This is a genomic window from Pelomonas baiyunensis (assembly GCF_043555935.1).
Lineage (GTDB): Bacteria > Pseudomonadota > Gammaproteobacteria > Burkholderiales > Burkholderiaceae_C > Pelomonas > Pelomonas baiyunensis.
Genome location: NZ_JBIGIB010000005.1, coordinates 128337 through 152160, shown reverse-complemented (window position 1 = coordinate 152160; position 23824 = coordinate 128337). Strand labels below are relative to the sequence as shown.

The window sequence follows — 23824 nt, the reverse complement described above, 5'->3', positions numbered from 1 at the left end:
GACGGGGCGGCTTCTTTTTAACTACTTCTTTCGCAACTAATGGAAAACTCGCGCATTAATCGCGTGTTTCTTCGTGATAATTGCGCCGAAAGGGGTCGCGCCGAGCCCCTCACCGATGTGTGCCGAAGAGCGCCAAGGTGTCTCGCCCTCCAGACGGCAGACCATACACAGGAGACAACAGGTGAAGGTGCCCTTCAAGAGTTCCCCCATCGCCATCGCGGCGATGATCGCGACAATCATGGCCCCCACGGGCGCCATGGCCGCCGACGCGGCCGATGTGAAGCAGCTGGAGACCGTGAGCGTCCAGGGCCTGCGCCAGAGCCTGGAAAAGGCCCAGGAGGCCAAGCGCAACGCTGATCAGGTGATGGACGCGATCCGCGCCGAAGACATCGGCAAGTTTCCGGACAAGACGCTGGGCGAGGCGCTGCAGCGCGTGGCCGGCGTGCAGGTGGGCCGCGACAAGGCGGACGTGACCTCGGTGCTCATCCGCGGCCTGCCCGACGTGGCCACCACGCTCAACGGCCACGAAATCTTCACCGCCGAGGGCCGCCGCCTGGCGTATCAAGACCTGCCGGTCGACAGCATCGCCGGCGTGGACGTGTTCAAGGCCCAGACCCCGGGCCAGCTGGAAGGCGGCATTGCCGGCCTGCTGAACGTGCGCACCCGCCTGCCCTTCGACAACAAGGGCCTGGTGACCACCTTCTACGCCAAGCTGGACCGCGTGAACCCCATCGGCAATGCGGGCCCCGACCTGAACAACCCCACGATCGGCGGGCTGGTCAGCAACCGCTGGCACACGCCCCTGGGCGAGGTGGGCGTGCTGCTGGACGCCACCTACAAGCGCCAGCACTTCAACCACGCCGTGCAGTGGGTGGACGTGCCCGACCACATCTGGAACGTGCGCGCCGACGGCACAGGCGAGCGCAACTTCTCGGGCACCGCCCCGGCCGGCGCGGCCCTGGGCTCCATGGGCCACGTGGGGGGTGTGTACAACCAGGGCAAGGTGGAGCGCCCCAGCGCCCACGCTGCGCTGCAGTGGAAGCCCAGCCAGGAGCTGGAGCTGAACACGCAGCTGGTGTACATGGGCTACAAGGCCCGCACCGAGGAAGACTACATCGGCAACATCACCGGCTGGGCGCCCGCCGCCAAGAACCTGGTGACGGCCCCGCAAGGCCCCTGGTGCAACACCAACAAGGGCAATGTCTGCCCCATCCTGAGCGGCTACTTCCCGGCCGAAACCAACCCGGCCAGCGGCGTCTACAGCGTGGACCCGTACACCTTCGACAGCACGCAGGCCCGTGACATGAAGACCACCACGGCCATGTGGAACGTGGGCGGCGTGTACCGCAGCGGGCCGCTGAAGGTCGAGTCCGACGCGGCGCTGTCGTACTCCAAGTTCAAGGTGGACGACATCGTGCTGGACCAGGCCATCATCTTCCCCAGCGCCCAGGTCTGGTTCTATGACGAGCAGGGCCACGGCGGCTTCAAGGTGACCAACCCGAACAGCGCCACGCCCTTCCTGGACGCCAACCAGTTCCGCCTGCGGGCGCTGAACCAGAACTGGCACGACGGCATCGGCCGCCAGCTGCAATGGCGCAACGACGTGAGCTACCAGACCGGCCACAGCTGGCTGCCCGAGCTGCTGGGCGGGCTGCGCCTGTCGTCGCACAAGGCCGAGGCGCACGGTGCCGACAGCGGCCGCGACGTACCCGGTGGCGGCCTGAACTCGCAGCGCCCCAAGCCCACCGACATCTTCGGCGCGGGCATCGAGAGCCTGGTGCCCGGCATCGACCGCCTGGGCGGCGCCTTCCTCACGCCCTCGGTGGACTACCTGCTGGACCAGACCGACAAGATCCGCAGCTACTACGGCTTCAACACCGGCCGGCTGGCGGAAGACCCGAACCGCATGTTCAAGCAGAAGGAAGACACGGTCACGCTGCACGGCGCCGGCCGCTTCGTCACCGCGCTGGGCGGCGTGGAACTCTCCGGCGTGGCCGGCCTGCGCGTGGTGCACCTCAAGCGCAACCTCAAGGGCATCAACCAAACCGGCGCCTACACCGACGCGAGCGGCGTGGCCCACGCCGAAACCTTCACGCCGTTCGACATCGACACCGCCGAAACCAACGTGCTGCCCAGCGTGAACCTGCGCATCGATTGGGGCGACAACTGGGTGTCGCGCGTGGCGGCGGGCAAGACGATCTCGCGCCCCAACTTCGGCGACCTGAACCCCGCGCTGGCCCTCACGCCGGCCAACCCGCCCAACGTGCCGGTGGGCCACGGCGGCTCGGGCAACCCGGACCTGAAACCGGTGAAGTCGCAGAGCCTGGACTTCAGCCTGGAGTACTACTTCGCCCGCAACGGCTTCGTGCAGGGCGCGGCCTTCTACCGCAAGATCGACGGCTACGTGTACGGCCTGACCCGCCGCGAAACCATCAACGGCGCGCCCAGCGACATCGGCCGCCCGTTCAACGCCGGCAAGGGCAACCTCAAGGGCTACGAGCTGACGGCGCAGAAGTTCCTGGACTTCCTGCCCGGCTGGTTGAGCGGCTTCGGCGCATCGGCCAACTTCACCTACATCGACGGCAAGACCGATGTGGCCGACAACGTGGAGCAGACCTCCTTCTCGCGGCGCGACCTGTTCGGCGTGTCCAAGAAGAACATCAACCTCTCGCTGCTGTACGAGAAGGACGGCCTGACCGGCCGCGTGTCGGTGAACCACCGCGACAAGTACCTCGAAGGCCTGAACGGCGGCCAGATCTCGACCAGCAACTACGTCAAGGCCAGCACCTACGTGGACCTGGGCGTGGGCTACCGGCTGACCGAGTCGCTGTCGCTGCAGTTCGACGCGCTCAACGTGACGGCGCAGCACTACGAGAGCTACATGGACTCGGTCTACCGGCCGCGCGACATCCGCTACCAGCCGCGCACCTACAGCGTGGGCCTGCGGGTCAAGCTGTAAACGCCGCACTGGTTCCAACGATCTCTCATCAGGGCGAGAGTTGCCGTGCGGACCCTTCCTCCCGAATGGCCGCACGGCCTTTTTTGACACGCCCCGGTGACCCCACCCCGACCCGCCATGGCTGAACCGCTGCTCCACGATGCCTCCGCCCCCGCGGCCAACGCCGACGGCCCGCTGCTGCGCAAGCTCGTCATCGTGGGCGGCGGCACGGCCGGCTGGATGGCGGCGGCCGCTTTGTCCAAGGTGCTGCGGGGCCGGGTGCAGATCGAGCTGGTGGAGTCAGACGACATCGGCACCGTGGGGGTGGGGGAAGCCACCATCCCGATGATCCAGCAGTTCAACAAAGCCGTGGGGCTGGACGAGAACGAGTTCCTGCGAGAAACGCAGGGCACCTTCAAGCTGGGCATCGAGTTCGTGAACTGGCGCGAGCGCGGCCACCGCTACTTCCATGGCTTTGGCTGGTTCGGGCAGGCGTTGCACTCCACCCGGTTTGAGGACTACTGGCAAAAGCACTGGCAGCGCGGTACCGCGCAAGACCTGGACGACTATTCCATCGGCCACCAGGCGGCACTCGCCGGGCGCTTCATGCGCCCCACCACCGAGTTCGGCCCCTCGCCGCTGGCCGACATCGCCTATGCCTTCCACTTCGACGCCCACCTCTACGCCCGCTTCCTGCGCCGCGTGAGCGAGGGCCGCGGTGTGCAGCGCACCGAGGGCCGAGTCGTGCAGGTGCACCAGCATCACAACGGTCATGTGCGCAGCGTGCAACTGGCCAGCGGCGCCGTGGTGGCGGGCGACTTCTTCCTGGACTGCTCAGGCTTTCAGGGGCTGCTGATCGAGCAAACGCTGAAGAGCGGCTTCGAGGACTGGAGCGACCTGCTGCCCTGCGACCGCGCCATTGCCGTGCCCTGCGCACCGGCGCCGCAGCTGCTGCCCTTCACCCGCTCCACCGCGCACACGGCGGGCTGGCAGTGGCGCATTCCATTGCAGCACCGCATCGGCAACGGGCACGTGTTCTGCAGCCGCTTCATGAGCGAGGACGAAGCCACGCACCTGCTGCTGACGAACCTCGACGGCGAGCCGCTGGCCGAGCCGCGCACGCTGCGCTTCACCACCGGCATGCGCAAGCAACCCTGGGTGGGCAACGTGCTGGCACTGGGCCTGGCGGCCGGCTTCATGGAGCCGCTGGAGTCCACCAGCATCCACCTCGTGCACACGGCGCTGCTGAAGCTGCTGCAGTTCTTCCCGGACCGCGGATTCAACCCCGTGGTGATTGCCGAGTACAACCGCCAGGCCCGCTTCGAGTGGGAACGCATCCGCGACTTCCTGGTGCTGCACTACCACCAGACCCTGCGCGACGACAGCCCCTTCTGGCGCCACTGCCGGCAGCTGAGCATCCCCGACACGCTGCGCGCCAAGATGGACCTCTACCGCGCCCACGGCCGCGTGTTCCGCGAAGCGGACGAGCTCTTCACCGAGGTGAGCTGGCTGCAGGTCATGCACGGCCAGGGGCTGCGCGCCGAGGGCTACTTTCCACTGGTGGATGTGGTGGACGACCACGCCGTGCGACACCACCTGCAGAACACCCGCGACATCATCCAACGCTGCGTGCCACAGATGCCCACGCACGAGGCCTACATCGCCCGGCACTGCCCAGCCCCCGCCCCCACGGCCCTCGCCTCCCGCATGGCCCCCACGGCTCACCCTCTGGAACCCACCGCATGAAACACCCCCTCGCCACCCTGGGCCTGGCCTGGCTGCTGGCCCACAGCCTCACCGCTTGCGGCGGCAGCGGCGGCGGCGCCAGCCCGGCGCCCGCCACACCCACGCCCAACCTCGCCACCACCAGCAGCATTGGCGACTTCCCCGATCCCTTCGTGCTGGTGGACGGCGCCACCAGCTACGCCTACGCCACCAACGGCAACGGCGCGCATGTGCAGCTGCTCAGCTCCGCCAACCGCGTGAACTGGACGCGCCAGCCCGACGCCATGCCCACCCTCGCCCCCTGGGTGCGTGCTGCCACGCCCGACATCTGGGCACCCGAGGTGCTCAAGCTCGCCGCCAACCGCTACCTGCTCTATTACACGGGCCGCGACAACGCCAGCGGCAAGCAGTGCGTGGGCGTGGCCGAGGGCACGCAGCCAGCCGGCCCCTTTGTGGACAAGCGCAACGCACCGCTGCTGTGCCAGGTGGCCGAGGGCGGCACCATCGACGCGAGCCCCTTTCTCGACAGCGACGGCCAGCTCTACCTCTACGCCAAGAACGACGGCAACTGCTGCGGCCAGCCCACCACGCTTTACGCGCAAAAGCTGAGTGCTGACGGCCTGAGCCTCGCCGGCCCGGCCGTGCCGCTGTTCCGCAACACCGAGGCCTGGGCGGCCCACGTGATCGAGGCGCCCTTCATGTGGAAGCGCGACGGCGCCTACCAGCTCTTCTACTCGGGCAACGCCTACGACTCAGCCGCCTACGCGCTGGGCCTGGCCCACTGCACCAGCCCGATGGGCCCGTGCACGCTGCACCCGGGCAACCCGGTGCTGAAAAGCAACCTCACCAGCACGCCGCCGCTGATCGGGCCTGGCCACAACGCACTGTTCAACGTGGGCGGCACTGACTACATGGCCTATGCCGCCTGGCAGGTCACGGCCAGCGGCGCGCGCGGTTCAGTGCGCTACCTGTACATCGACAAGGTGGACTGGGTGAACGGCGTGCCCACGGTGACCGGCCCCAGCCTCATGCCCTGAGGCCGAAGCCGTGCGCTCAAACGGTAGTTCGAGGCGGCGCCTTGGCCGCGGCGTCGTCATGCGCGCGCGCCGGGGTGAAGGCAATGCGCGTCAGCAAGTCTTGCGGGTAGTTGCCGAACTTGCGGCCGAACAGATTGAGGCCGCCGCGGTGCTTGGCATCGGGCTTCACGCCGAAGCGCACCTTGATGTGGTTGGCGCGGGTGAGCTGCAGCTGCTCGATGGTCACGCCCGACAGGTGCACGCCGTCGATCAAGGTGCCGGCTTCGCTCACGGTCCATTGCTTGAGCAGCCCATGCGTGGTGCGCTCCAGCGGCCACCAGTCGGGCGTGAACGCGGCCCGCGTGCCGCCGTAGTCACCGGGGCAGGTCCAGGTGCCCACCTCCACGTCGTTCACCCACAGCGTGATGTCGCTGGGCCAGTCGGGGTTGAACTGCGGCGCCTCGGAGCAGATCTCCACGCTGAGCTGGATGGACTTCGGGCTGGCACCGAACGGCAGGTTGTTGGGCAGCGCGTATTCGATGTAGCCGTCCTGCGCGAACCAGATCAGCTGCGCGTTCACGTGCTCCGGCTCGAAGAAGCTGCGCGTGTCGTCCAGCATGCCGATGATCTTGTTCTCGCTCACCAGCCCGCAGGTGGGCTTGGCCTCCACGTGCCGGTAGCTGCCGATGGGCATGCTGATGGACACCACATCGGCGTCTTGCTCCACCGCCGCGCCGGGCAGCTGGATGAGGATGGCGTCGTAGCGTTTGCGGCAGAGCTTTTGCGTGCCGCGCGTGCCGGGCTCGGTTTCCACCGCCACCAGGCCCACGGCCTGCAGCAGGTTGATGTTGGAGCTGATGGTGGAGTGCGGCAGGTTCATCGCCTCCGCCAGGTCGCTCACGTTCAGCACCTGGTTGGTCAGCAGGCCCAGGATGGCCTGGCGTGTTTCCAGCGCCAGCGCCTTGGCCACCGGCACGACGGACTCGCCGTCCACCATCAACACGCGCCCACCGTCGATTGCCATCCCCGACCCCGGTCTTTGTTTCCAAGAAGCTCGCGATTTTATGGACGGGCGCCCACCCCCGCTGGCACTCGTCTACCCCAGGTGAGCTTGGCACCACTCCCACCGAACAGGGCGCTCGCAGCGGCGCGCTTCGTTCCGGCTGCATTCGCGACAAACGCCCCCATTCCCGTTCCTCCGGAGGCGGCAACGCCTCGATCCCGACCGCCCGCCGGTCTTTGCCGTGCTGCGCGCCACCCCGGCCCGGAGCGCAGCCCGGCCCATCACCCTGGCCTTTGACATGACCCCTTCCCCCTGGACCGCGCAGGCCGCGCACGACTGGTTTCAACGCCAACCCCTGCCGCTGGGCGCCAACTACGTGCCCGCCAACGCCATCAACCAGCTGGCCCTCTGGCAAGACCTGGACGAAGCCCGCATCGACCTCGAGCTCGGCTGGGCCGCCGGCCTGGGCATGAACATGATGCGGGTGTTCCTGCACGACGCGCTGTGGCGCGCCGACGCGGCCGACTTCAAGCGCCGCATTGACCGCTTCCTGACGGTTGCCGAGCGCCACGGCATCCGCGCGATGTTCGTGCTGTTCGATTCCTGCTGGAGCCCGGTGCACCACCTCGGCCCGCAGCGCCCGCCCATTCCCGGCGTGCACAACAGCGGCTGGGTGCAGGGGCCTGGCGCTGTCATCCTGAACAGCTACGAACAGCACCTGGACAGCCTGCGCGGCTACGTGCAAGACATCGTGGGCCACTTCGCCCAAGACCCGCGCGTGGCGGTGTGGGACGTGTGGAACGAGCCGGACAACAGCGGCGGCGGCTTTGGCTTTTATGACGCGGTGGAAACCCCGCGCAAGACCGAAGCCGTCACCGCGCTGCTGCCCCTGGTGTTCGACTGGGCCCGCAGCGCGGCGCCCTCGCAGCCGCTCACCAGCGGCGTCTGGATCGGGGAGGACTGGTCCGCCACCAGCACCACGCTCAGCCCCATCCAGCGCACCCAGCTCACGCAAAGCGATGTGACCAGCTTCCACGACTACTCGTGGCCCGAGAAGCTGGAAGCCCGCATCCGCCAGCTGCAAACCTGGGGCCGCCCGTTGCTGTGCACCGAGTACATGGCACGCAGCCAGGGCTCCGCGTTCGACACCGCCCTGCCCGTGGCCGCACAGCACCGCGTGGGCATGATCAATTGGGGCTTTGTGGACGGCCTGTCGCAAACCCGCTACCCGTGGGGCAGCTGGGTGCACCCGTACAACCGCATGCCCGACGGCATCTGGACCTGGTTTCACGACGTGCTGCACACCGACGGCACGCCCTACCGGGCGGCCGAGGTGCACTGCCTGAGGGCCCACGCCGAGGCGGTGGGCACACGCTGAGGCACACCGGCCGGTGCAGGGCGGTTCACGCCGCCCAAAGGCTAACGCCATGGCCAGGCGTCAGCGGCTCCGCGCTTGCTCCAGCAGCCAATCCCGAAACGCCTGAAGTCGCGGCACGCCGCTGCACTGCGGGCGGTACACGATGAAGTAGGCCCGCGGTGACGAGAACGACACCTGCGGGAACAGGCGCACCAGCCGCCCGCTGGCCACGTCGTCGCGCGCCATCACGCTGCGGCCCAGGGCCACGCCCTGCCCCTCGACGGCCGCCTGCAGCACGGCCGCTGCGTTGTTGATGCGCGTGCCACGCCCGCGCGGCGCCCCGGTCACGCCCGCTGCGCGCAGCCAGGCCGCCCAGGTCGGGAACCCGGCGTCGCCGTCCATCGACAGGTCATGGATCAGTGTCTCAGCCAGCAGGTCGCTCGGGCGGCGCAGCCGGCGCGCACCCTCCAGCCAGCGGGGGGAGCAGACCGGGTAGATCTCCTCCTCCAGCAGCTTCTCGGCCGTGAACCCGGGCCACTGGCCCGCACCGTAGCGCACGCCGATGTCCACCCCGTGCGCGGCCAGGTCCACCGGCTTCAAGCTGGTGTCCAGCCGCACCTCGGTGTCAGGCCAGGCGCGGTGGAAGCTGTCGATCCTCGGCAGCAGCCACTTGGCGGCGAACGCCGGGCTCACGGTCACCGTCAACACGCCGTGGGGCGAGCCCTCCTTCAGCCGCTCCAGCCCCAGCGTGAGCCGGTCCAAGCCGGCGCGGATGTCCGCCAGCGCGAGTTCCGTCGCCTCGGTCGGCACCAGCCGCTCACGCCCGCTGCTGCTGCGATGGAACACCGGCGTGCCCAGCCAGGCTTCCAACGTGCGCACCAACTGGCCCACCGCCGCCGGCGTCACATGCAGCTCAGCAGCAGCGGCCGCAAAGCTGCGGTGGCGGGCGCTGGCCTCCAGGGCCCGCAAGGCGTTCAGGTGCACCAGCTTCGTCATGTCGCAAAAGTTTTTCTTTGTCGATGGCGCAATTTATCTGGTTTGTCGGGCGTGCGCGCTTTCCAAAGAATTCACTCCGTTCGGCCCGTATGCAAAGCGCACTTTCGTGAGGCCGGCGTCTCCAACCGAGTTGAAAGGCAATCATGAGCACATCATTTGAAGGAAAGAAACTGTTGGTCATCGGCGGCACCAGCGGCATGGGGCTGGAAGTCGCACGCCAGGTGCTGGCGCAAGGCGGTCGCGCCGTCGTCGTGGGCCACCGCGCCGACAAGGCCGCCGCGGCCCGCGAGGCACTCGCCACGCTGGGCCCAGTGGAGGCGATCACGGCCGACCTCGCCAGCCCCGCCGGCGTCGCGGCCCTGCGGCAGACCCTCGCGGCCGAGCACGCCGACGTCGACCTGCTGGTCAACGCCGCAGGCGTGTTCTTCCCCAAGCCCTTTCTGGAGCACCAGGCAGCGGACTACGAGATGTACATGCAGCTGAACCAGGCCACCTTCTTCCTCACCCAACAAGTGGCGTCGCAATGGGTGGCCCAGGGCCGGCCCGGCGCCATCGTCAACATCGGCTCGATGTGGGCGCGGCAGGCCATTGCGGCCACGCCGTCGTCGGCCTACTCCATGGCCAAGGCGGGCCTGCATGCGCTGACGCAGCACCTGGCCATGGAGCTGGCGCCGCACCGCATCCGCGTCAACGCGGTGTCACCGGCGGTGGTGCAAACGCCGATCTACGAAGGCTTCATCCCGAAGACGCAGGTGCACGAGACCCTGCAGGGCTTCAACGCCTTCCACCCGATCGGCCGGGTCGGCACGCCGGCGGACGTGGCCCATGTGGTGAGCTTCCTGCTGTCCGACCACGCCTCCTGGGTGACCGGCGCGATCTGGGACGTGGACGGCGGCGTGATGGCCGGCCGCAACTGAGGGCCACGCGGCCGTCCCCCCAGGATGGCAGGGTGGCAGGGCGAAGTTGAGGTCAACTGGGCACACGCGTGGCTATGCTCGCCGCACCGTTTCCTTCGCCCCAGTGCCACGATGCGAATGACTACTTGCTGCGGCCCTCTTGCGGGCCCTCTCGCTGACCTGCTCCCCAGCCCTCTCGCCGGCCCTCTCCCCGGCTGTACCCACGCCCGGCCCTCGCAGGCCACACGGGCTGGACGCCTCGCATGAGCGCGCGGCGGATGTGGGCGGCGGGCGGCGCCGCCGCGGTCGCCGTGCTGGCCTGGGCCGCATGGCAGGGCTATGGCCTCGGCGCCCCGGCGCCCGCCGCGGCCGATGCCGCGTCAGCGCCGGGCGCGAGCGGCAGCCACCTGGCCCTGCCCCAGGCAGCAGCCGCCGCCAGCGCGGCACCGTCGGTTGCCGAGGCCACACCGACGGCCGCCAGCGGCGCGGCACTCGCCACCCTGTCACCGGCCGAGCCGGGCTTCGGCTCGGCGGGCTACGCCCCCTTGGTGCAACGCGCACTCGACAGCGGCGACCCGGAGCAGGCGCTGGAAGCCGCGCGGCGGATTGCCGGCTGCAACCCGGAACGGGATGTCGAGGCCATGCTCAATGGCACGCACCCGAAGTACCGCATCGTCATGGCGCAATCGGCCCAGACCGAGATGATCAACAAGGAGCGCCAGAACCAGCGCTATTGCCAGACGCTCACGCCTGAGCTGCGCGCGCAGTACCCCGCGCTGGTGGCCCGCGCGCTGGAGGCCAAGGTGCCCGGCGCGGGCCTGGCCTACTACGACAGCCTCAACCGCGAGACCCGCACGCCGGCCGAACTGGCGCGTGCGCTGCAGGCACTGCGCGCCGACGCCGAACACGGCGAGGAGATGGTGGTGCCGTTGATGGTCCTGCAGGACCTGGGCCAGTCGCGCGTGGAACGGGCGGCGTACACCCGGCTGATGGACTTGCTGATCCTGAAGAACGTGCTGCCGCCCCTCAACGGCCTGACGCCACCCAAACCGGCGGATCCGCCGTACTCGGCGCAAGAGCAAAGCGAGGCTGCAGCGTTGGTCAAGCGCTTGTGGCCGCGGTTCGAGCGGCGGGGCTGAGCTCTCGCCCGTTCAACTACGGCGGCTGAACGGGCGGCCCGGACACCGTCCTCAGGCCGCCCACAGCACCTCAAACCATTGGCGGCTGGCGCCCAACTGCAGGCTGACGTCGTCGCCCTCGACCTTGCCCAGCAGCGCCTGGCCCAGCGGCGCGTCGGGGCTGATGACCTGAACCCGCTGGTCGCCCCGCGTCAAGCTCATGGTGCCGCCCGGCGGGCCCACATAGAGCTGTTGCTGCTGGCCGGCCGCATCAACAAGGCACACCCAGGCGCCGAGCTGGATGCCGCGGTCAGCGTCGTACGCCGCCGGCCGAAACCGCCGCCAGCCCGCCATCGCCTGGGCGATCGCTTCAGCGCGGCGCACCTGGCCGGTGGCGAGGTACGCGGCCTCCAGGCCGAGGGTGTCGTATTTGTTCTCGGCAATGTTTTCTTCGTGCGTGGCCGTCTCGTGGGCGGTGCGTGCAGCCTGTTCGGCCTGCCTCAGGTCTTCCGCCAGACGCGCCAGCACCTGCTCGTGCAGCCAAGTCTTGTCCATGGCGACAGCGTAGCGCGCCGGCCGCGCGCAGCCGCCCGCCTGACGCGGGTCGAGCCCCGGGTGCTAAAAAATCGTTTTTACGACAGTTGCGTGTCGCATTTAACTGTTGCATAGTGACGCCATGGAACAGCCCACGCCTGACAGCGCCGCAGACCGCCTGTCCCTCGACACCCTGGCCAGCCTGACCGGGGTGAGCCCCCGCACCATTCGCTTCTACATCGCCCAAGGCCTGCTGGACCGGCCCGAAGGCGAGAAGCGCGGGGCGCACTACCTGCAGCGCCACCTGGACCAGTTGCTGCAAATCCGGCGCTTCAGCGAGGCGGGCCACAGCCTCGACCGCATCCGCGCGCTGATGCAAGGCGCGCCGGAAGACCCACCGCGCCAGCGGACGGAGCCCGGCGCGGTGGAGGTGTGGAGCCGCATGACGCTGGTGGATGGCCTGGAGCTGCACGTCGAGCCCGGCCGCGCGGGCCTGTCGCCCGAGCAACTGCGGGCGCTGCTGCAGGGCCTGACTCAGCTGTACCACCAGGTGCGCGCACGCTGACCGCGCCCGCCGGGCGACACGCCCACCGATGCATTCACAGGGAGAGAACACATGAGCCACGACACCGCCGCCTTCCTTTTGACCCCCGTCGACGACGAGGCCCCCCGGCCCGTGCTGTGCGGCGTCCAGGCCCACGGGGTGCTGGACGGCGTGCTGCTGGAACTGACGGTGCGCCAAACCTATCGCAACGCCTCGCGGCAGAACCTCGAGGTGGTCTACACCTTCCCGCTGCCGAGTCAGGCGGTGTTGCTCGGCTTCGCCTCCGAGCTCAACGGCCAGCGCATGCAGGGCCAGGTGGTGCGCCGGCAGCAGGCCGAGCAGCGCTATGAAGAGGCGCTGCGTGAGGGCAATGCGCCGGTGATGCTGCAGGCCCTGGGCGATGGGCTGCACACCGCCAACATCGGCAACCTCAAGCCGCAGGACGAATTGGTCATCGAGCTGCGATACGCCCAGCTGCTGTGCTTCGAGCAGGGCCGGCTGCGGCTCAGCATCCCCACAACGATCGCGCCGCGCCACGGCAACCCGACCGCAGCCGGCCTGCAGCCGCAGCAGGTGCCCACCGCGTCGCTGCACGCTGCGTACCCGCTGGAGGTGTCGGTGGTGGTCGGCGCGGGCCTGGGCGACGCGGCGGTGGAATGCGCCACCCACCGCGTGGCCGTGGAGCCGTGTGCCGAGGGCCGCCGCTACCGACTCGCCCCCGGCGCGTGGCTGGACCGCGATGTGGTGTTCAGCGTCCAGCCGGCCGGCCCGGTGCCGTCGCTGCTCGTCACCTCGCAAGACCGGGCCGCGCCGAACGCCGGCTTCGTGGCCCTGGCCGCCTTCCAGCCGCCGCTGGAAACGCCGCGCGCGGCGCTCGCGCTCAAGCTGCTGGTGGACTGCTCCGGCTCCATGGCGGGCGACAGCCTGGCGTCGGCCAAGTCGGTGCTGCACGGCGTGCTGCACCAGCTCGGCGACGCGGACAGTCTCAGCCTCACACGCTTCGGCTCCACGGTCGAACACCTGCTGCCCCCGAGCCGGGCCGTGGCCGAGGTCAAGCACCACGTGCAGCCTGCGCTGGCCCGCATGGAGGCCGACCTCGGCGGCACCGAAATGGCGCTGGCCCTGCGCGCCGTGTTCGCGCTGGAGGCCCCGTCCCAACTGGCGACCCAAGACGTCCTGCTCCTGACCGATGGCGAAATCTGGGAGATTGACGCCGTCATCGCGAGCGCCCAGGCCAGCCAGCACCGGCTCTTCATCATCGGTCTGGGCTCCTGCCCTGCCGAAGGGCCGTTGCGCCGCCTGGCGGAAGCCACCGGCGGCGCCGCCGAGTTCGTGACGCCCGGCGAGGCCCTGGAAGCCGCGGCCCGCCGCATGCTGACGCGCATGCGCCAGCCGCGCCACGCCGAAGCGACGGTGGATTGGGGCGCCACGCCGGTGTGGCAGACGCGGCTGCCGCGCAGCGTCTACGGCGGCGACACCGTCATCGCCTTCGCGGGCTTTGCCGCGCCCTGCGCCCTGACGCCCTGCTTGATGGCCACCGGCGACAGCGACGGCCGCCGCGCCACGCTGGCCCGCACCAGCACCCACGCCGAGTCAGGGGGAGCCACGCTGCCGCGCATGGCAGCGGCGCACCGCATGGCGCAAATCGATGCCCCCGACGCGCCCGAAGCCTTGGCCCTGGCGCTGAGCCACCAACTGCTGTCGGACCAGACCCACTGCATCCTCGTGCACGTGCGCGCGGCGGAAGACCAAGCCACGGATGAAGCCGAGCTGCACCAGGTCTCGTCGATGCTGGCCGCCGGATGGGGCGCCACGTCAACCGTGCGCGCCGCGCCGACCTTGCAGACGGTGGCGGCGATGCCTTCGCCCTCCCGCCAAGCCCGGCCCGGCGCCGCGCCGCCGGAGATCAAGTTCTCGCTGGCCTTCTTCGATGACGGCGAAGACGCCAATGCGCCCGCCCCGGCCTTCCTGCGTGCGCAGCCGAGCGCAGCCCCATTCGCAACGCTACGCGAGGTGGCCGAAGCCATCCACGCCTTCCTCCGAGCGCCCCAGCCCCACGGCGCGTCGCTCGACGCCACCTGCCGCGCACTCTCACTGCATGACGACCTGCTCGCGGCGATTGCCGAGGTGGGCGCTCTCGTGTCCGAGCCGTCGATGGCGTGGCTGCTGCTGGGCCACTGGATCAACACCCGCCCCAGCGGCCTGCACGACCCCGCCCTCCGCAACGCGCTGACCGCACCGCTGAGCCCGGTGGACCAGAGCCTCGTGCACACCGCGATGGGCCTGCTCGACCAAGCGCTCGGCCTCTACGGCCTGGACGACGGGTGCAACCCGCGGCAGCGCCGCCCGGCCGGTGCGCTGCGACCCGCGGCGGTCTGATCGACCCGCGGCGGCGGGCGGAGGACGACGGCGGCCCGATGAAGGCGGGTGCCGCCGAACCCGGATACTTCGCGCCTCCTTCGCCCCGGAACGCCCATGAAGAAGATCATCCTCGTGCTGCTGGTCGCCGCCTCGGCCTACTTCACCTACAAGACGCGGCAGGAGCGCTAGCAACAGCAGGCCAACCCCGCCGTCATCGAGCGGCCCGAGTACGCCGAGACCAAGGTGGACCTCAAGGGTGACAGCGGCCGGGTCATCAACTCGGTGGTGCTGGTGGCCACGGCCAGCCAGACCGAGTGCGACACCGCCGCAGCCAAGATGGTGCAGACCGTGCTGGACGCCAGCGCCCGCAAGGGCGTCACCGGCACCGTCAAATCCACCGAGTGCAAGACCGAGCTGGATGCCCGCATGGCGCGCCTGTTCGCCAACCAGCCCACCTTCGTCACCTACATGGCCCTGGCCCGCGGCAAGCCCGAAGAGCGCGAGACACGCATGCTCTATTGGGGCGTCACAGTGCAGGAAAGCGACATGCTCTGCGAGATGGTGCCGCAGATTCAGAAACGCTGGACGGGCAAGGTGTCGTGCGTGCAGGCCACGCGTTAGTCCGATTCATTGCGGTGCCAACCGACCGCAATCGCATCCAGGCCCGCACAGACCCAACGAGCATCGCCCAGCCGTCACGGGTTCGCGCGGTGGCGGTGTCACTCACGAGCACGCCTGTTCGAGCGCCAGTTGAGGCGCCGTGAGCGCCCCGCGTCCGAAGTTCATCGCCAACTCACCGCGCACGCCGGCGGCAATCGCCTCGTGGATGAAGTCCAACTTCTCCAGCACCCGGTCGGCCATGACGAACGGATAGGCGTCGTGCGCGCCCATGCTGCGGGACATGGCATTGCTGAACTGAGAGATGGGCAGCCAGTCGGCAACCACGCGGTGCTTGAAGTCTGGCGCGTCCGCGGGCATGGCGCGCGCGTGAACTGGCGGCAGATTGGGCACTGCACCGTCCAGCCGCAGGCCCCACGCTGACGCGGTTTCCAGCCCATCCCACACGTGCAGGTAGTGGGCCCAGCATTCGGCCCAGTCCTCCCAGGGGTGGGAGCTGGCGTAGACGCTGATGAACGCGTCAGCCCAATCGGTCAACGGGCCTGCGTAGTGACGCTGCAGGGCCTCACGGTAGTCGGCCCGCTCGTCGCCAAACAGCGCACGGAAGCGATCTTGCCAAGGAGTGTGGGCGATGAGGCGGTCCCAGTAGTAGTGCCCGATCTCGTGGCGGAAGTGCCCCAGCAGCGTGCGATACGGCTCGCCCAGGCGGGTGCGCACGTGCTCGCGATGCGCATCGTCCGCTTCGGCGATGTTCAGGGTGATCCGGCCACGGTCGTGGCCTGTCAGCACCTTCGCCTGAGGGTTGGTTTGCTCGAGGAAATGAAACGCAACGCCATCGAGCGGGTCCACCTTCTGGTTGGGCACGGGCAGGCCCAATGACAGCAACCCATAGGTCATGCGCCGCTTGGCCGCCTCGATGCGAGACCAATGCGCCCCGTTCTCGGGCTTGTCGAGCGCGGGAAAGACTTCGGTGGTCCGGCACGACACACACAGCGGATCCACATCGTCGGCCCGGACCATCCAATTGCAGCCCAACGGGGGACTGTGGTGGGCGCATCTGCGGTGGAGGTGCGGCGCAACCGCGGACAGGCGAACCCACGCCCCGTTGGGCGCCGGTCCAGCGTCGAACGCGCCCATCGTCAACTCATCGGGAATGAACCCGAGCTGCGCCTGACAGGCCTCACACACGACGTTTTCAAAGAAGACACGCGCACCGCAGCGCGCACAGCTGAATCGTTTCATGAGGGTGTGGGAGGGTGGGTTGGCTACGCTGATCGACGATCCAATGCCGCCAGGCGTCCGTGCCTGAAGGCTTGCCCACCACCGAGCACGCTCCGGACTCGACGACACCTCGCGGCGCTTGAAACTCCACGCTAGGGCTCGCGCCACGCCGCACCCATCAGACAACACGCCGAGCCCGAATCAGCCGCGCCTGAATCAGCACGTGCTGGCGCCAGAGCGCCACGCTTCAACCGGCCGCCGAGGGTCGGTGGGCAAGGAAGCCCGCGTAGGACGGCTGAACCGGACGACGGCGTGTTGGATGACATGCGCGCGCAAGCGTCCCACCTAAGCTGACCCGCCATGGCTCCGACACGCAAAGCATCCGCACTCTCTGCCGACAACGGTGCCGAAGACTGCATCCTGGTGCTGCAAGGCGGGGGAGCCCTTGGGGCTTACCAAGCCGGCGTGTTTGAGGCGCTGGCCACCGTGCAACAGGAACCGAATTGGCTTGCGGGCATTTCCATCGGCGCCATCAACGCAGCACTGATTGCGGGCAACCCTGCGGCTATGCGGGTGCAGCGCTTGCGCGCCTTCTGGGATCGGGTTAGCTCCGTGCCGCAGCTGCCGGGCACGGAACACTGGACACGGTGGCTCAGCGCCGTCACGGGGCGCGAGGCCTCGAACGAAGCGCGTGCCGCGGGCGCCATCTGGCTCGGTGTGACGGGCTTCTTCGCGCCACGCGTGCCGCCCGCGCCGTGGCAACCGCGCGGCACTCTCCAGGCGATCAGCTACTACGACACCTCGCCGCTGCGCGAGACGCTGGAGCAGTTGGTGGACTTTGACCGCATCAACAGCGGCGCGGTGCGCTTGTCCGTCGGTGCCGTGAACGTGCGCACCGGCAACTTCGAATACTTCGACTCGGCCAAGCAACGACTGGACGCGCGCCACGTGATGGCCAGCGGCGCGCTGCCGCCCGGCTTCGCGCCCGTGGAAATTGACGGACAGCACTACTGGGACGGTGGTTTGGTGTCCAACACGCCGCTGCAGTACGTGCTGGATGAGCCTGGTGAGCGCCGCCGCACGGTATTCCAGGTGGACCTGTTCGCGGCACGCGGCGAACTGCCGACGACGCTGCCCGAAGTCACAGAGCGCGAGAAGGACATCCGCTACTCCAGCCGCACGCGCTTGAACACCGCCCACCAGTTGGAGCGCCAAGCTCTTGCACAGGCCGCCCACCGGCTGCTGGCCAAGTTGCCCGCGAAGTTGCGCAACGACCCGGATGCCCTCGCGCTGGTCCGTCTGCGCTGCGATGCGGCGGTGGATGTGGTGCACCTCATCTATCGCAGCAAGCACTACGAGACCCAGGCCAAGGACTATGAGTTCTCGCGCCTGTCGATGCAGGAGCATTGGGAAAGTGGCCGAACGGACATGGCCCGCACGCTGCTGGACCCGCGCTGGACCCAGCGCCAACGCATGGCCTCCGGCGTGCGTGTGTTCGACCTCTCGGCCGACGCTCCCACCGTCGACAAGATCCGCCCGCAAGCCAAAACCCCCACCACCGCATGAACGCTGCAGACGTCGCCCGCAATGCCTTCGCCATGCCCCTCACCAGCCCGGCGTTTCCGCCTGGGCCGTACCGCTTCATCGACCGCGAGTTCCTGATCGTCACGTACCGCACCGACCCGGACGCGCTGCGCGCGGTGGTGCCCGAGCCGCTGCAACTGACCGAGCCAGTGGTGAAGTACGAGTTCATCCGCATGCCCGATTCCACCGGCTTCGGCGACTACACCGAGTCGGGCCAGGTGATCCCGGTCACGTTCGACGGCGAACCCGGCGGCTACGTTCACGCGAAGTATTTGAACGACGAGGCCCCCATCGCAGGCGGCCGCGAGTTGTGGGGCTTCCCCAAGAAACTGGCCTCGCCGCGCCTCGCGGTGGAAACGGACACGTTGCTGGGCACCCTGGACTACGGTCCGATGCGCGTGGCCACAGCCACGATGGGCTACAAGCACCGCGTGTTGGACACCGAGCCGGTGCGTCGCGGGCTGCTGGGGGCGAACTACCTGCTGAAGATCATTCCCCACGTGGACGGCAGCCCGCGCATCTGCGAGTTGGCGCGGTATTTCCTGGAAGACGTCACCGTCAAAGGCGCCTGGACCGGACCCGCGGCTCTGGAACTGGCGCACCACGCGCTGGCGCCGGTGGCACAGCTCCCGGTGTTGGAGGTGGTCTCCGCCATGCACCTCCTGACCGACATGACCCTGGGCCTCGGCACCGTTGTGCATGACTACCTGGCCGCACCGCCATCCCCCAGCCCCCTGAGGTCCACCACACCATGAAACTTCAAGACAAGGTCTGCCTCGTCACTGGCGCCGCCAGCGGCATCGGCAAGGAAATCGCCCTCACCTTCGCACGTGAAGGCGGCAGGGTCGTCATTGCCGATCTGAACCGGGCGGCCGCGCAGGCCGCGGCGAGCGAGATCACGGGAAGCGGCGGCGCCGCCATGGCCGTGACGATGGACGTGACCGACGAAGCGCAAGTCAACGCCGCCGTCGCCGAGGTTGTCGCGGCGTGGGGCGGTGTCGATGTGCTGGTGAGCAACGCGGGCATCCAAATCGTCCATCCAATCGAAGACTTCCCGTTTGCCGACTGGAAAAAGATGCTTGCCATCCACCTCGACGGCGCGTTCCTCACCACCCGGGCTTGCGTTCCGCTGATGCAAAAGTCCGGCCGCGGCGGCACGGTCATCTACATGGGCTCGGTGCACTCCAAGGAAGCGTCGGTGCTGAAGTCGGCCTACGTGACAGCCAAACACGGGCTCATCGGCCTGTGCAAAACGGTGGCCAAAGAAGGCGGCAAGCACGGCATCCGGGCCAACGTCATCTGCCCCGGCTTTGTACGCACAACGCTGGTGGACAAGCAGATTCCCGAGCAGGCGCAGGCACTCGGCATCAGCGAAGACGACGTCGTCCAGAAGGTCATGCTGAAAGACGCCGTGGACGGTGAATTCACAACCGTCCAAGACGTGGCCCAGGCGGCACTGCTGTTTGCGGGTTTTGAGTCCAACGCGCTGACCGGCCAGTCGCTGGTCGTCAGCCATGGCTGGTTCATGCAGTGACCCCCACCGTTGGGAAGTCCAACGCCACGTGGGGGGGGGCGACGCAGGTGACGGACATGCCCAAGGGGGGGGCTGGCCGAACCGCAGGCCGTGTCGCCCATCATCATGAGCACGCGGCTGCAGGATCAGTCCAGCGACATCGTGTTGCTGCGGGAGTTGATCGATGTCATCTATGCCGAGCAGCGGGCAGCGAGAGAGGCCGCGGAGGCGAAACGTGGATGAGGGCGCGGTGTGCTTCGTCCAGCGAATGGGTTGGCGGGAGCCGCCTTTTAAAACCCAATTTGATATCAAATTGCCTCAAAATTACTTGAAGGCATAATTCGGCCGTTGAACTTGGATGGCAAGGCTGACCGCCTTGTGAGCCGGCGCCGGCCTGCCGTCCAAGCCGCGCGACACCCCGTCGCCCATGTCGGGCTCGAAAACGGCAAACCAACGAACCCCCAGTTCGTGCCGGCACCCTCAGGCCCGCAACCCGATTGCCCCTTATCTCAAACACCGAATTCGCCCTGGGGCCGCCCCGCCGTTTGCCCGCGACACACGAGGCCCAGACGGGTCGCTTCAGTGCCTCGCTCACCGTCCGCCACGCGCAGTGCGAGGCCCGACACACCCCCCGTGCTCCGCGTCGACGCTACGCTGGCGTCGCGACACGCGGCCCGGGTATTGGCCGTCACTCAAGGCTGGCTGCAGGACTGCAAGCCCCAACCGCCCGGCACCCCACGATCTGCGCATGGCTGACCACCGCCCGGCGCTTTCTCCGCAGCGAGCTTCCGGTTCGCACGTCTGCATCGCGACGCGATGCGCCCTGATTCCATGAAAGGCTCCTCCATGAGCACCAAAATTTACGTGGGCAACCTGCCCTATTCCGTCACCGATGCCAGTCTGCGGAGCAACTTCTCCGAGTTCGGCACCGTGTCGTCTGCCAAGGTCATGATGGATCGCGACACCGGCCAATCCAAGGGCTTCGCTTTCGTGGAAATGGAGTCGGCCGACATGGCGCAGGCGGCGATCGGCGCCCTGAACGGTGTGTCGGTGGACGGCCGCGCCATCACCGTGAACCTGGCGCGCCCCCGCGAAGAGCGCGCGGCGCCGGGCGCCCGCAGCACAACCGGCTACCGCGCCAGCCATCGCAAGGATGTCGGCTACGGCACGGGTGGTTTTGGCGGTGGCCGCTACTGAGGCCTTCGCGGCTCTTGCTGCAAACCGGCTCGCCTGAGCCGGTTTTTTTTCGTCTGCGACGCCGCCTCCGGCCCCACATCCGTGGCGTGCCGCAGCGGGTCAGGGGCGCGCCGGCCTCAGCACCGCGTACGCCGCGCCCCCCAGCACCACACCCCAGAAGGCTGAGGCCAACCCCAAGAAGTTCAGCCCCGACGCCGTCACCAGAAAGGTGATGAGGCCGGCCTCGCGGTGGGCGGCGTCTTGCGCCAGCGCCGTGAGGTTGGCACCGATGGCACCCAGTAGCGCCAACCCGGCCAACACCGCCACCAGCACCGGGGGCAGCGCCAGGAACAGCGCGATCAGACTGCCACCCAGGCTGCCCGCCAGAACGTAGAACACGCCGTTGGCCACCCCCGCCACGTAGCGGCGTGCCGGGTCCGCGTGCGCCTCCTTGCCGGTGCACAGCGCGGCGGTGATGGCCGCCAGCACGGTGGCAATGCCACCAAACGGTGCCGTCAGCAACGCACCCAGGCTGGTGACGCCCAGGATGGGCCGCGCCGGCGTGGCGTAGCCCGCGGTGCGCAGGATGGCCATGCCGGGCAGGAACTGGCCCGACAGGCTCACCAGCACCAGCGGCAGCGCAAGACTGAGGGTGGACGCCCACGACCACGCGGGGGTGATGAACTGGGGCACTGTCCACTGCCAGCGCAGCGCATGCACCGGCCACTGCCCCAAGGCGGCCGTGAGCGCCAGGCCCAGGGCCAGCACGGCCACCACGTGGTAGCGCGGCCACCAACGCTTGAACACGAGGTAGCCCGCCACCATGCCCAGGCCCAGCACGGGTGCGCCCTCCACGGCCTTGAAGGCCCGCGCGCCGAACTGGAACAGGATGCCCGCCAGCATGCCGCTGGCGATGGCCGGCGGCAGGTGGCGCATGAGGCGGTCAAAACTCCCGGCAAGGCCGATGAAGCCGATGAGCACGGCCGCCGTCAGGTAGGCGCCCACGGCCTCGTTGAGCGACAGACCCGGGGACAGGGTGATCAGCAACGCTGTGCCGGGCGCCGACCACGCCGTGATGATGGGCGCCTTCAGCCACAGGCTGAGCACGATGCCGCTCACACCCGCGCCGACCGAGATGGCCCAGACCCACGACGCCGTCATCTCCGGCGACACCTGGGCCGCCTGTGCGGCCTGGAACACGATGACCAGCGGCCCGGCGTACGAGATGAGCACCGCAAGGAAGCCGGCGGCCACGGCCGACAGGGACAGGTCGCGGCGCAACGCGGCGAGCACGGGCTCAGCCCTGCGGCAGTTCGTCCAACCAGGCGTCCAGGCAGACGGTAAAGTGAACCGCCCCAGGTTTCAAGGAGGCTCAATAGCCCCGGAACCGCGCCACCTGGTCCAGCACGCGCGCGACGTACTCGCCGCCGATGCCGTGGTCCACGGCGATGTCCACGCACTCGTGGCTGAAGTCGTCGGTAACGGTCAGGCACTTGATGCGCCGCCCACTGGCCAGGCTGTCGCTGACGAAGACGCAGTGCGCGTCAGCGCGCCGTGACACTCACCGACCACGTGACGCCGAACCGGTCGGTGAGCATTCCAAAGCCTGCACTCCACTGTGACGCGGCCAGGGACTCCACCACCGTGCCGCCCACCGCAAGTGCCTCCCAGTAGCGTCGAGCTTCATCAAGGCTGTCGGCGCTGATCGAGACGAAGCACGCCTGATCTGTGTGCGTGAGCCCCTGCTCGCGACGCGTGGCGCCACCTGCAGCAATGCCAGCCTGGGCAGGGCCAGGGATGTCGTAGGCCATCACTCGGAAGCCGTTGCCCGCGGCGACAAGGCCAAACACGACATGCTGGGCCCCCGGTGCTTGCGCCGGCATGCCGAAGTCGGCATAGGTCTTGGCGATCAACTGACCGCCAAACACGGATTGGTAGAACTCCAGCGCCGATCGCGCATCGCCCCGGAAATTGAGGTGGGTGGTTGTCTGAACTGACATCGGTGCTCCTTGAAAGAATCGGCCGGATTGGCGCGACCGATGCAGTCTTTCAGGGGAGTAGGTCAGAATCGGTCCTAGATGACGACGAGCCTTTGACTGCATGACAACGGCCGACCGACTCCTCAACTTGCTGTCCCTATTGCAGACAGGTCGCGAATGGTCGGGCTCGACGCTGGCCGATCGGCTCCACATCAGCGCGCGCACCGTCCGCCGCGATGTAGACCGCCTTCGCGAGATGGGCTACTGCATCCGGGCCACGATGGGTCCCGAGGGCGGATACCGACTTGCCGCGGGCCAAGCGCTGCCACCGATCCTGTTTGATGACGACCAGGCGGTGGCCGTGGCCATCGCGTTGCGCGCTGCGACTTCGCTCGGCGCCGGCATTGAAGACGCGGCCGTTCGTGCGCTGAACACGATCCGCCAAGTCATGCCGAGCCCCCTGCGGCACCGCCTGGATGCGATCGAATTCACAACGATCGGGCGCGCCGGAGACGGCCCATCAGTCACAGCGCCGTTGGACGTGCTGCGCGCCCTCACGCAAAGGATCAGCGACCGTCAGACGCTATATTTCGACTATGTCCCGCGGGCCGGCAGCGACGCTGCCCAGGCGCCAGCGTCACGCCGTGCCGAACCACATCATCTGACGCAGTCCCGCAGTCGCTGGTACCTCGTGGCTTGGGACTTGGATCGACAGGACTGGCGCATCTTCAGTGCTGACCGGATTCGGCCGAGCTCCAAGCCGGGGCTGCGCTTCGCTCATCGCACGGCGCCCGGCGGGGACTTCGCTGCTTTCGTGTCTGCGAGATTCAAAGGCTCGGACGGACCTGAGTGGCCCTGCGTTGGAACGGTGTTGATTCAGTTGCCGGCGGAGAAGGTCTTGCCGTTTGTGGGAGACGGCCAAGTGACGGCGGTGGACGCCGAGTCCTGCTTGCTCAAGATGGGATCGTGGTCGTGGCACGCTTTGGCGGCCGTCTTTGGGCAGTTCAATGCCCCGATGAACGTTGTCGAGCCGCAGGAGCTTCGAGAGTCTTTCAACGCGCTGGCTCAGCGCTATACACAGGCTGCCCATGCAGAGCGGAATTCGAAGCCGGAGTAGTTGATCTTTAGTCGCTATCGGTTCACAACAGCTCGCCAGCGATTAAACGTTCTCCTGCGACGCGCGGACGACACTGCGAGGATCGCAATGGATCTGTAGATTGAGCGAGGATCAAGGAACTGGCAACG

Annotated in this window: 21 protein-coding genes and 1 pseudogene; 15 read left to right on the top strand and 7 right to left on the bottom strand. The window is 68.3% G+C overall.

Features of this window, described 5'->3' with window-relative positions; translation table 11 throughout:
- Positions 1-181 precede the first annotated feature (181 nt).
- The 3 genes from ACG01O_RS17560 (at position 182) to ACG01O_RS17550 (ending at position 5700) form a co-directional block, all read left to right on the top strand.
- Positions 182-2959: a TonB-dependent receptor gene (locus ACG01O_RS17560; RefSeq protein WP_394386596.1), complete on the top strand. Its 2778-nt coding sequence runs from the start codon at positions 182-184 to the stop codon at positions 2957-2959.
- Positions 2960-3076: 117 nt separating this feature from the next.
- Positions 3077-4684 (top strand): tryptophan halogenase family protein, encoded by a 1608-nt coding sequence (locus ACG01O_RS17555; protein WP_394386595.1) that lies wholly within the window; start codon positions 3077-3079, stop codon positions 4682-4684.
- On the top strand, positions 4681-5700 hold the full coding sequence (locus ACG01O_RS17550) for a glycoside hydrolase family 43 protein (protein ID WP_394386594.1): 1020 nt from the start codon (positions 4681-4683) through the stop codon (positions 5698-5700). The genes ACG01O_RS17555 and ACG01O_RS17550 overlap by 4 nt, the downstream gene beginning before the upstream one ends.
- A 16-nt stretch (positions 5701-5716) precedes the next feature.
- On the opposite strand, the gene ACG01O_RS17545 is transcribed toward ACG01O_RS17550, so the two are convergent.
- The gene (locus ACG01O_RS17545; protein WP_394386593.1) at positions 5717-6703 is read right to left on the bottom strand and encodes an ArsR/SmtB family transcription factor; all 987 of its coding nucleotides are present in this window, start codon (positions 6701-6703) and stop codon (positions 5717-5719) included.
- Positions 6704-6980: 277 nt separating this feature from the next.
- Between ACG01O_RS17545 and ACG01O_RS17540 the strand changes: the two genes are divergently transcribed.
- On the top strand, positions 6981-8060 hold the full coding sequence (locus ACG01O_RS17540; protein ID WP_394386592.1) for a glycoside hydrolase 5 family protein: 1080 nt from the start codon (positions 6981-6983) through the stop codon (positions 8058-8060).
- 60 nt (positions 8061-8120) lie between these two features.
- Here the strand turns inward: ACG01O_RS17540 and gcvA are convergent, their stop codons facing one another.
- Entirely contained in the window at positions 8121-9035 is a 915-nt protein-coding gene (gene gcvA / locus ACG01O_RS17535) for a transcriptional regulator GcvA (protein WP_394386591.1), read from the bottom strand.
- 143 nt (positions 9036-9178) lie between these two features.
- Between gcvA and ACG01O_RS17530 the strand changes: the two genes are divergently transcribed.
- Positions 9179-9952 (top strand): SDR family NAD(P)-dependent oxidoreductase, encoded by a 774-nt coding sequence (locus ACG01O_RS17530; protein WP_394386590.1) that lies wholly within the window; start codon positions 9179-9181, stop codon positions 9950-9952.
- A 242-nt stretch (positions 9953-10194) separates the two neighbouring features.
- The gene (locus tag ACG01O_RS17525; protein WP_394386589.1) at positions 10195-11070 is read left to right on the top strand and encodes a hypothetical protein; all 876 of its coding nucleotides are present in this window, start codon (positions 10195-10197) and stop codon (positions 11068-11070) included.
- A 51-nt stretch (positions 11071-11121) separates the two neighbouring features.
- On the opposite strand, the gene ACG01O_RS17520 is transcribed toward ACG01O_RS17525, so the two are convergent.
- A complete protein-coding gene (locus ACG01O_RS17520) occupies positions 11122-11604 on the bottom strand; it encodes a GreA/GreB family elongation factor (protein WP_394386588.1) in 483 nt (160 codons plus the stop codon).
- Positions 11605-11725: 121 nt separating this feature from the next.
- Here ACG01O_RS17520 and ACG01O_RS17515 point away from each other — a divergent pair, with 121 nt between their 5' ends.
- The 3 genes from ACG01O_RS17515 to ACG01O_RS17505 all read left to right on the top strand — a co-directional run bounded on the left by ACG01O_RS17515 (position 11726) and on the right by ACG01O_RS17505 (position 15109).
- Positions 11726-12148: a helix-turn-helix domain-containing protein gene (locus tag ACG01O_RS17515; protein WP_394386587.1), complete on the top strand. Its 423-nt coding sequence runs from the start codon at positions 11726-11728 to the stop codon at positions 12146-12148.
- A 51-nt stretch (positions 12149-12199) separates the two neighbouring features.
- Positions 12200-14506 carry a VIT domain-containing protein gene (locus ACG01O_RS17510; protein ID WP_394386586.1) on the top strand — a complete coding sequence of 769 codons (2307 nt, stop codon included), beginning with the start codon at positions 12200-12202 and terminating at the stop codon, positions 14504-14506.
- A 225-nt stretch (positions 14507-14731) separates the two neighbouring features.
- A complete protein-coding gene (locus ACG01O_RS17505; protein WP_394386585.1) occupies positions 14732-15109 on the top strand; it encodes a hypothetical protein in 378 nt (125 codons plus the stop codon).
- A gap of 102 nt (positions 15110-15211) precedes the next feature.
- Here the strand turns inward: ACG01O_RS17505 and ACG01O_RS17500 are convergent, their stop codons facing one another.
- Positions 15212-16348: a zinc-binding metallopeptidase family protein gene (locus ACG01O_RS17500; protein ID WP_394386584.1), complete on the bottom strand. Its 1137-nt coding sequence runs from the start codon at positions 16346-16348 to the stop codon at positions 15212-15214.
- Between the two features lie 339 nt (positions 16349-16687).
- Between ACG01O_RS17500 and ACG01O_RS17495 the strand changes: the two genes are divergently transcribed.
- The 5 genes from ACG01O_RS17495 (at position 16688) to ACG01O_RS17475 (ending at position 20621) form a co-directional block, all read left to right on the top strand.
- Positions 16688-17893 (top strand): DUF3734 domain-containing protein, encoded by a 1206-nt coding sequence (locus ACG01O_RS17495; RefSeq protein ID WP_394386582.1) that lies wholly within the window; start codon positions 16688-16690, stop codon positions 17891-17893.
- Positions 17890-18666: an acetoacetate decarboxylase gene (locus ACG01O_RS17490; RefSeq protein WP_394386581.1), complete on the top strand. Its 777-nt coding sequence runs from the start codon at positions 17890-17892 to the stop codon at positions 18664-18666. Before ACG01O_RS17495 ends, ACG01O_RS17490 begins: the two co-directional genes overlap by 4 nt.
- Entirely contained in the window at positions 18663-19445 is a 783-nt protein-coding gene (locus ACG01O_RS17485; RefSeq protein ID WP_394386580.1) for a 3-hydroxybutyrate dehydrogenase, read from the top strand. The genes ACG01O_RS17490 and ACG01O_RS17485 overlap by 4 nt, the downstream gene beginning before the upstream one ends.
- A gap of 90 nt (positions 19446-19535) precedes the next feature.
- Positions 19536-19667 carry a hypothetical protein gene (locus ACG01O_RS17480; RefSeq protein WP_394386579.1) on the top strand — a complete coding sequence of 44 codons (132 nt, stop codon included), beginning with the start codon at positions 19536-19538 and terminating at the stop codon, positions 19665-19667.
- A gap of 603 nt (positions 19668-20270) precedes the next feature.
- Complete coding sequence (locus ACG01O_RS17475) at positions 20271-20621, top strand: RNA recognition motif domain-containing protein (RefSeq protein ID WP_394386578.1); 351 nt, start codon at positions 20271-20273, stop codon at positions 20619-20621.
- A 99-nt stretch (positions 20622-20720) separates the two neighbouring features.
- Here ACG01O_RS17475 and ACG01O_RS17470 read toward each other — a convergent pair whose 3' ends face one another.
- The 3 genes and pseudogenes from ACG01O_RS17470 to ACG01O_RS17460 all read right to left on the bottom strand — a co-directional run bounded on the left by ACG01O_RS17470 (position 20721) and on the right by ACG01O_RS17460 (position 22600).
- Positions 20721-21893, bottom strand: a complete 1173-nt coding sequence (locus ACG01O_RS17470) for a benzoate/H(+) symporter BenE family transporter (protein ID WP_394386577.1) — start codon at positions 21891-21893, stop codon at positions 20721-20723.
- A gap of 82 nt (positions 21894-21975) precedes the next feature.
- A pseudogene (locus ACG01O_RS17465) lies at positions 21976-22131 on the bottom strand (IS3 family transposase); the annotation flags it as partial.
- A gap of 13 nt (positions 22132-22144) precedes the next feature.
- Positions 22145-22600, bottom strand: a complete 456-nt coding sequence (locus ACG01O_RS17460; RefSeq protein ID WP_394386576.1) for a VOC family protein — start codon at positions 22598-22600, stop codon at positions 22145-22147.
- A gap of 100 nt (positions 22601-22700) precedes the next feature.
- Between ACG01O_RS17460 and ACG01O_RS17455 the strand changes: the two genes are divergently transcribed.
- The gene (locus ACG01O_RS17455) at positions 22701-23696 is read left to right on the top strand and encodes a helix-turn-helix transcriptional regulator (protein ID WP_394386575.1); all 996 of its coding nucleotides are present in this window, start codon (positions 22701-22703) and stop codon (positions 23694-23696) included.
- The last annotated feature ends 128 nt before the right edge of the window (positions 23697-23824 follow it).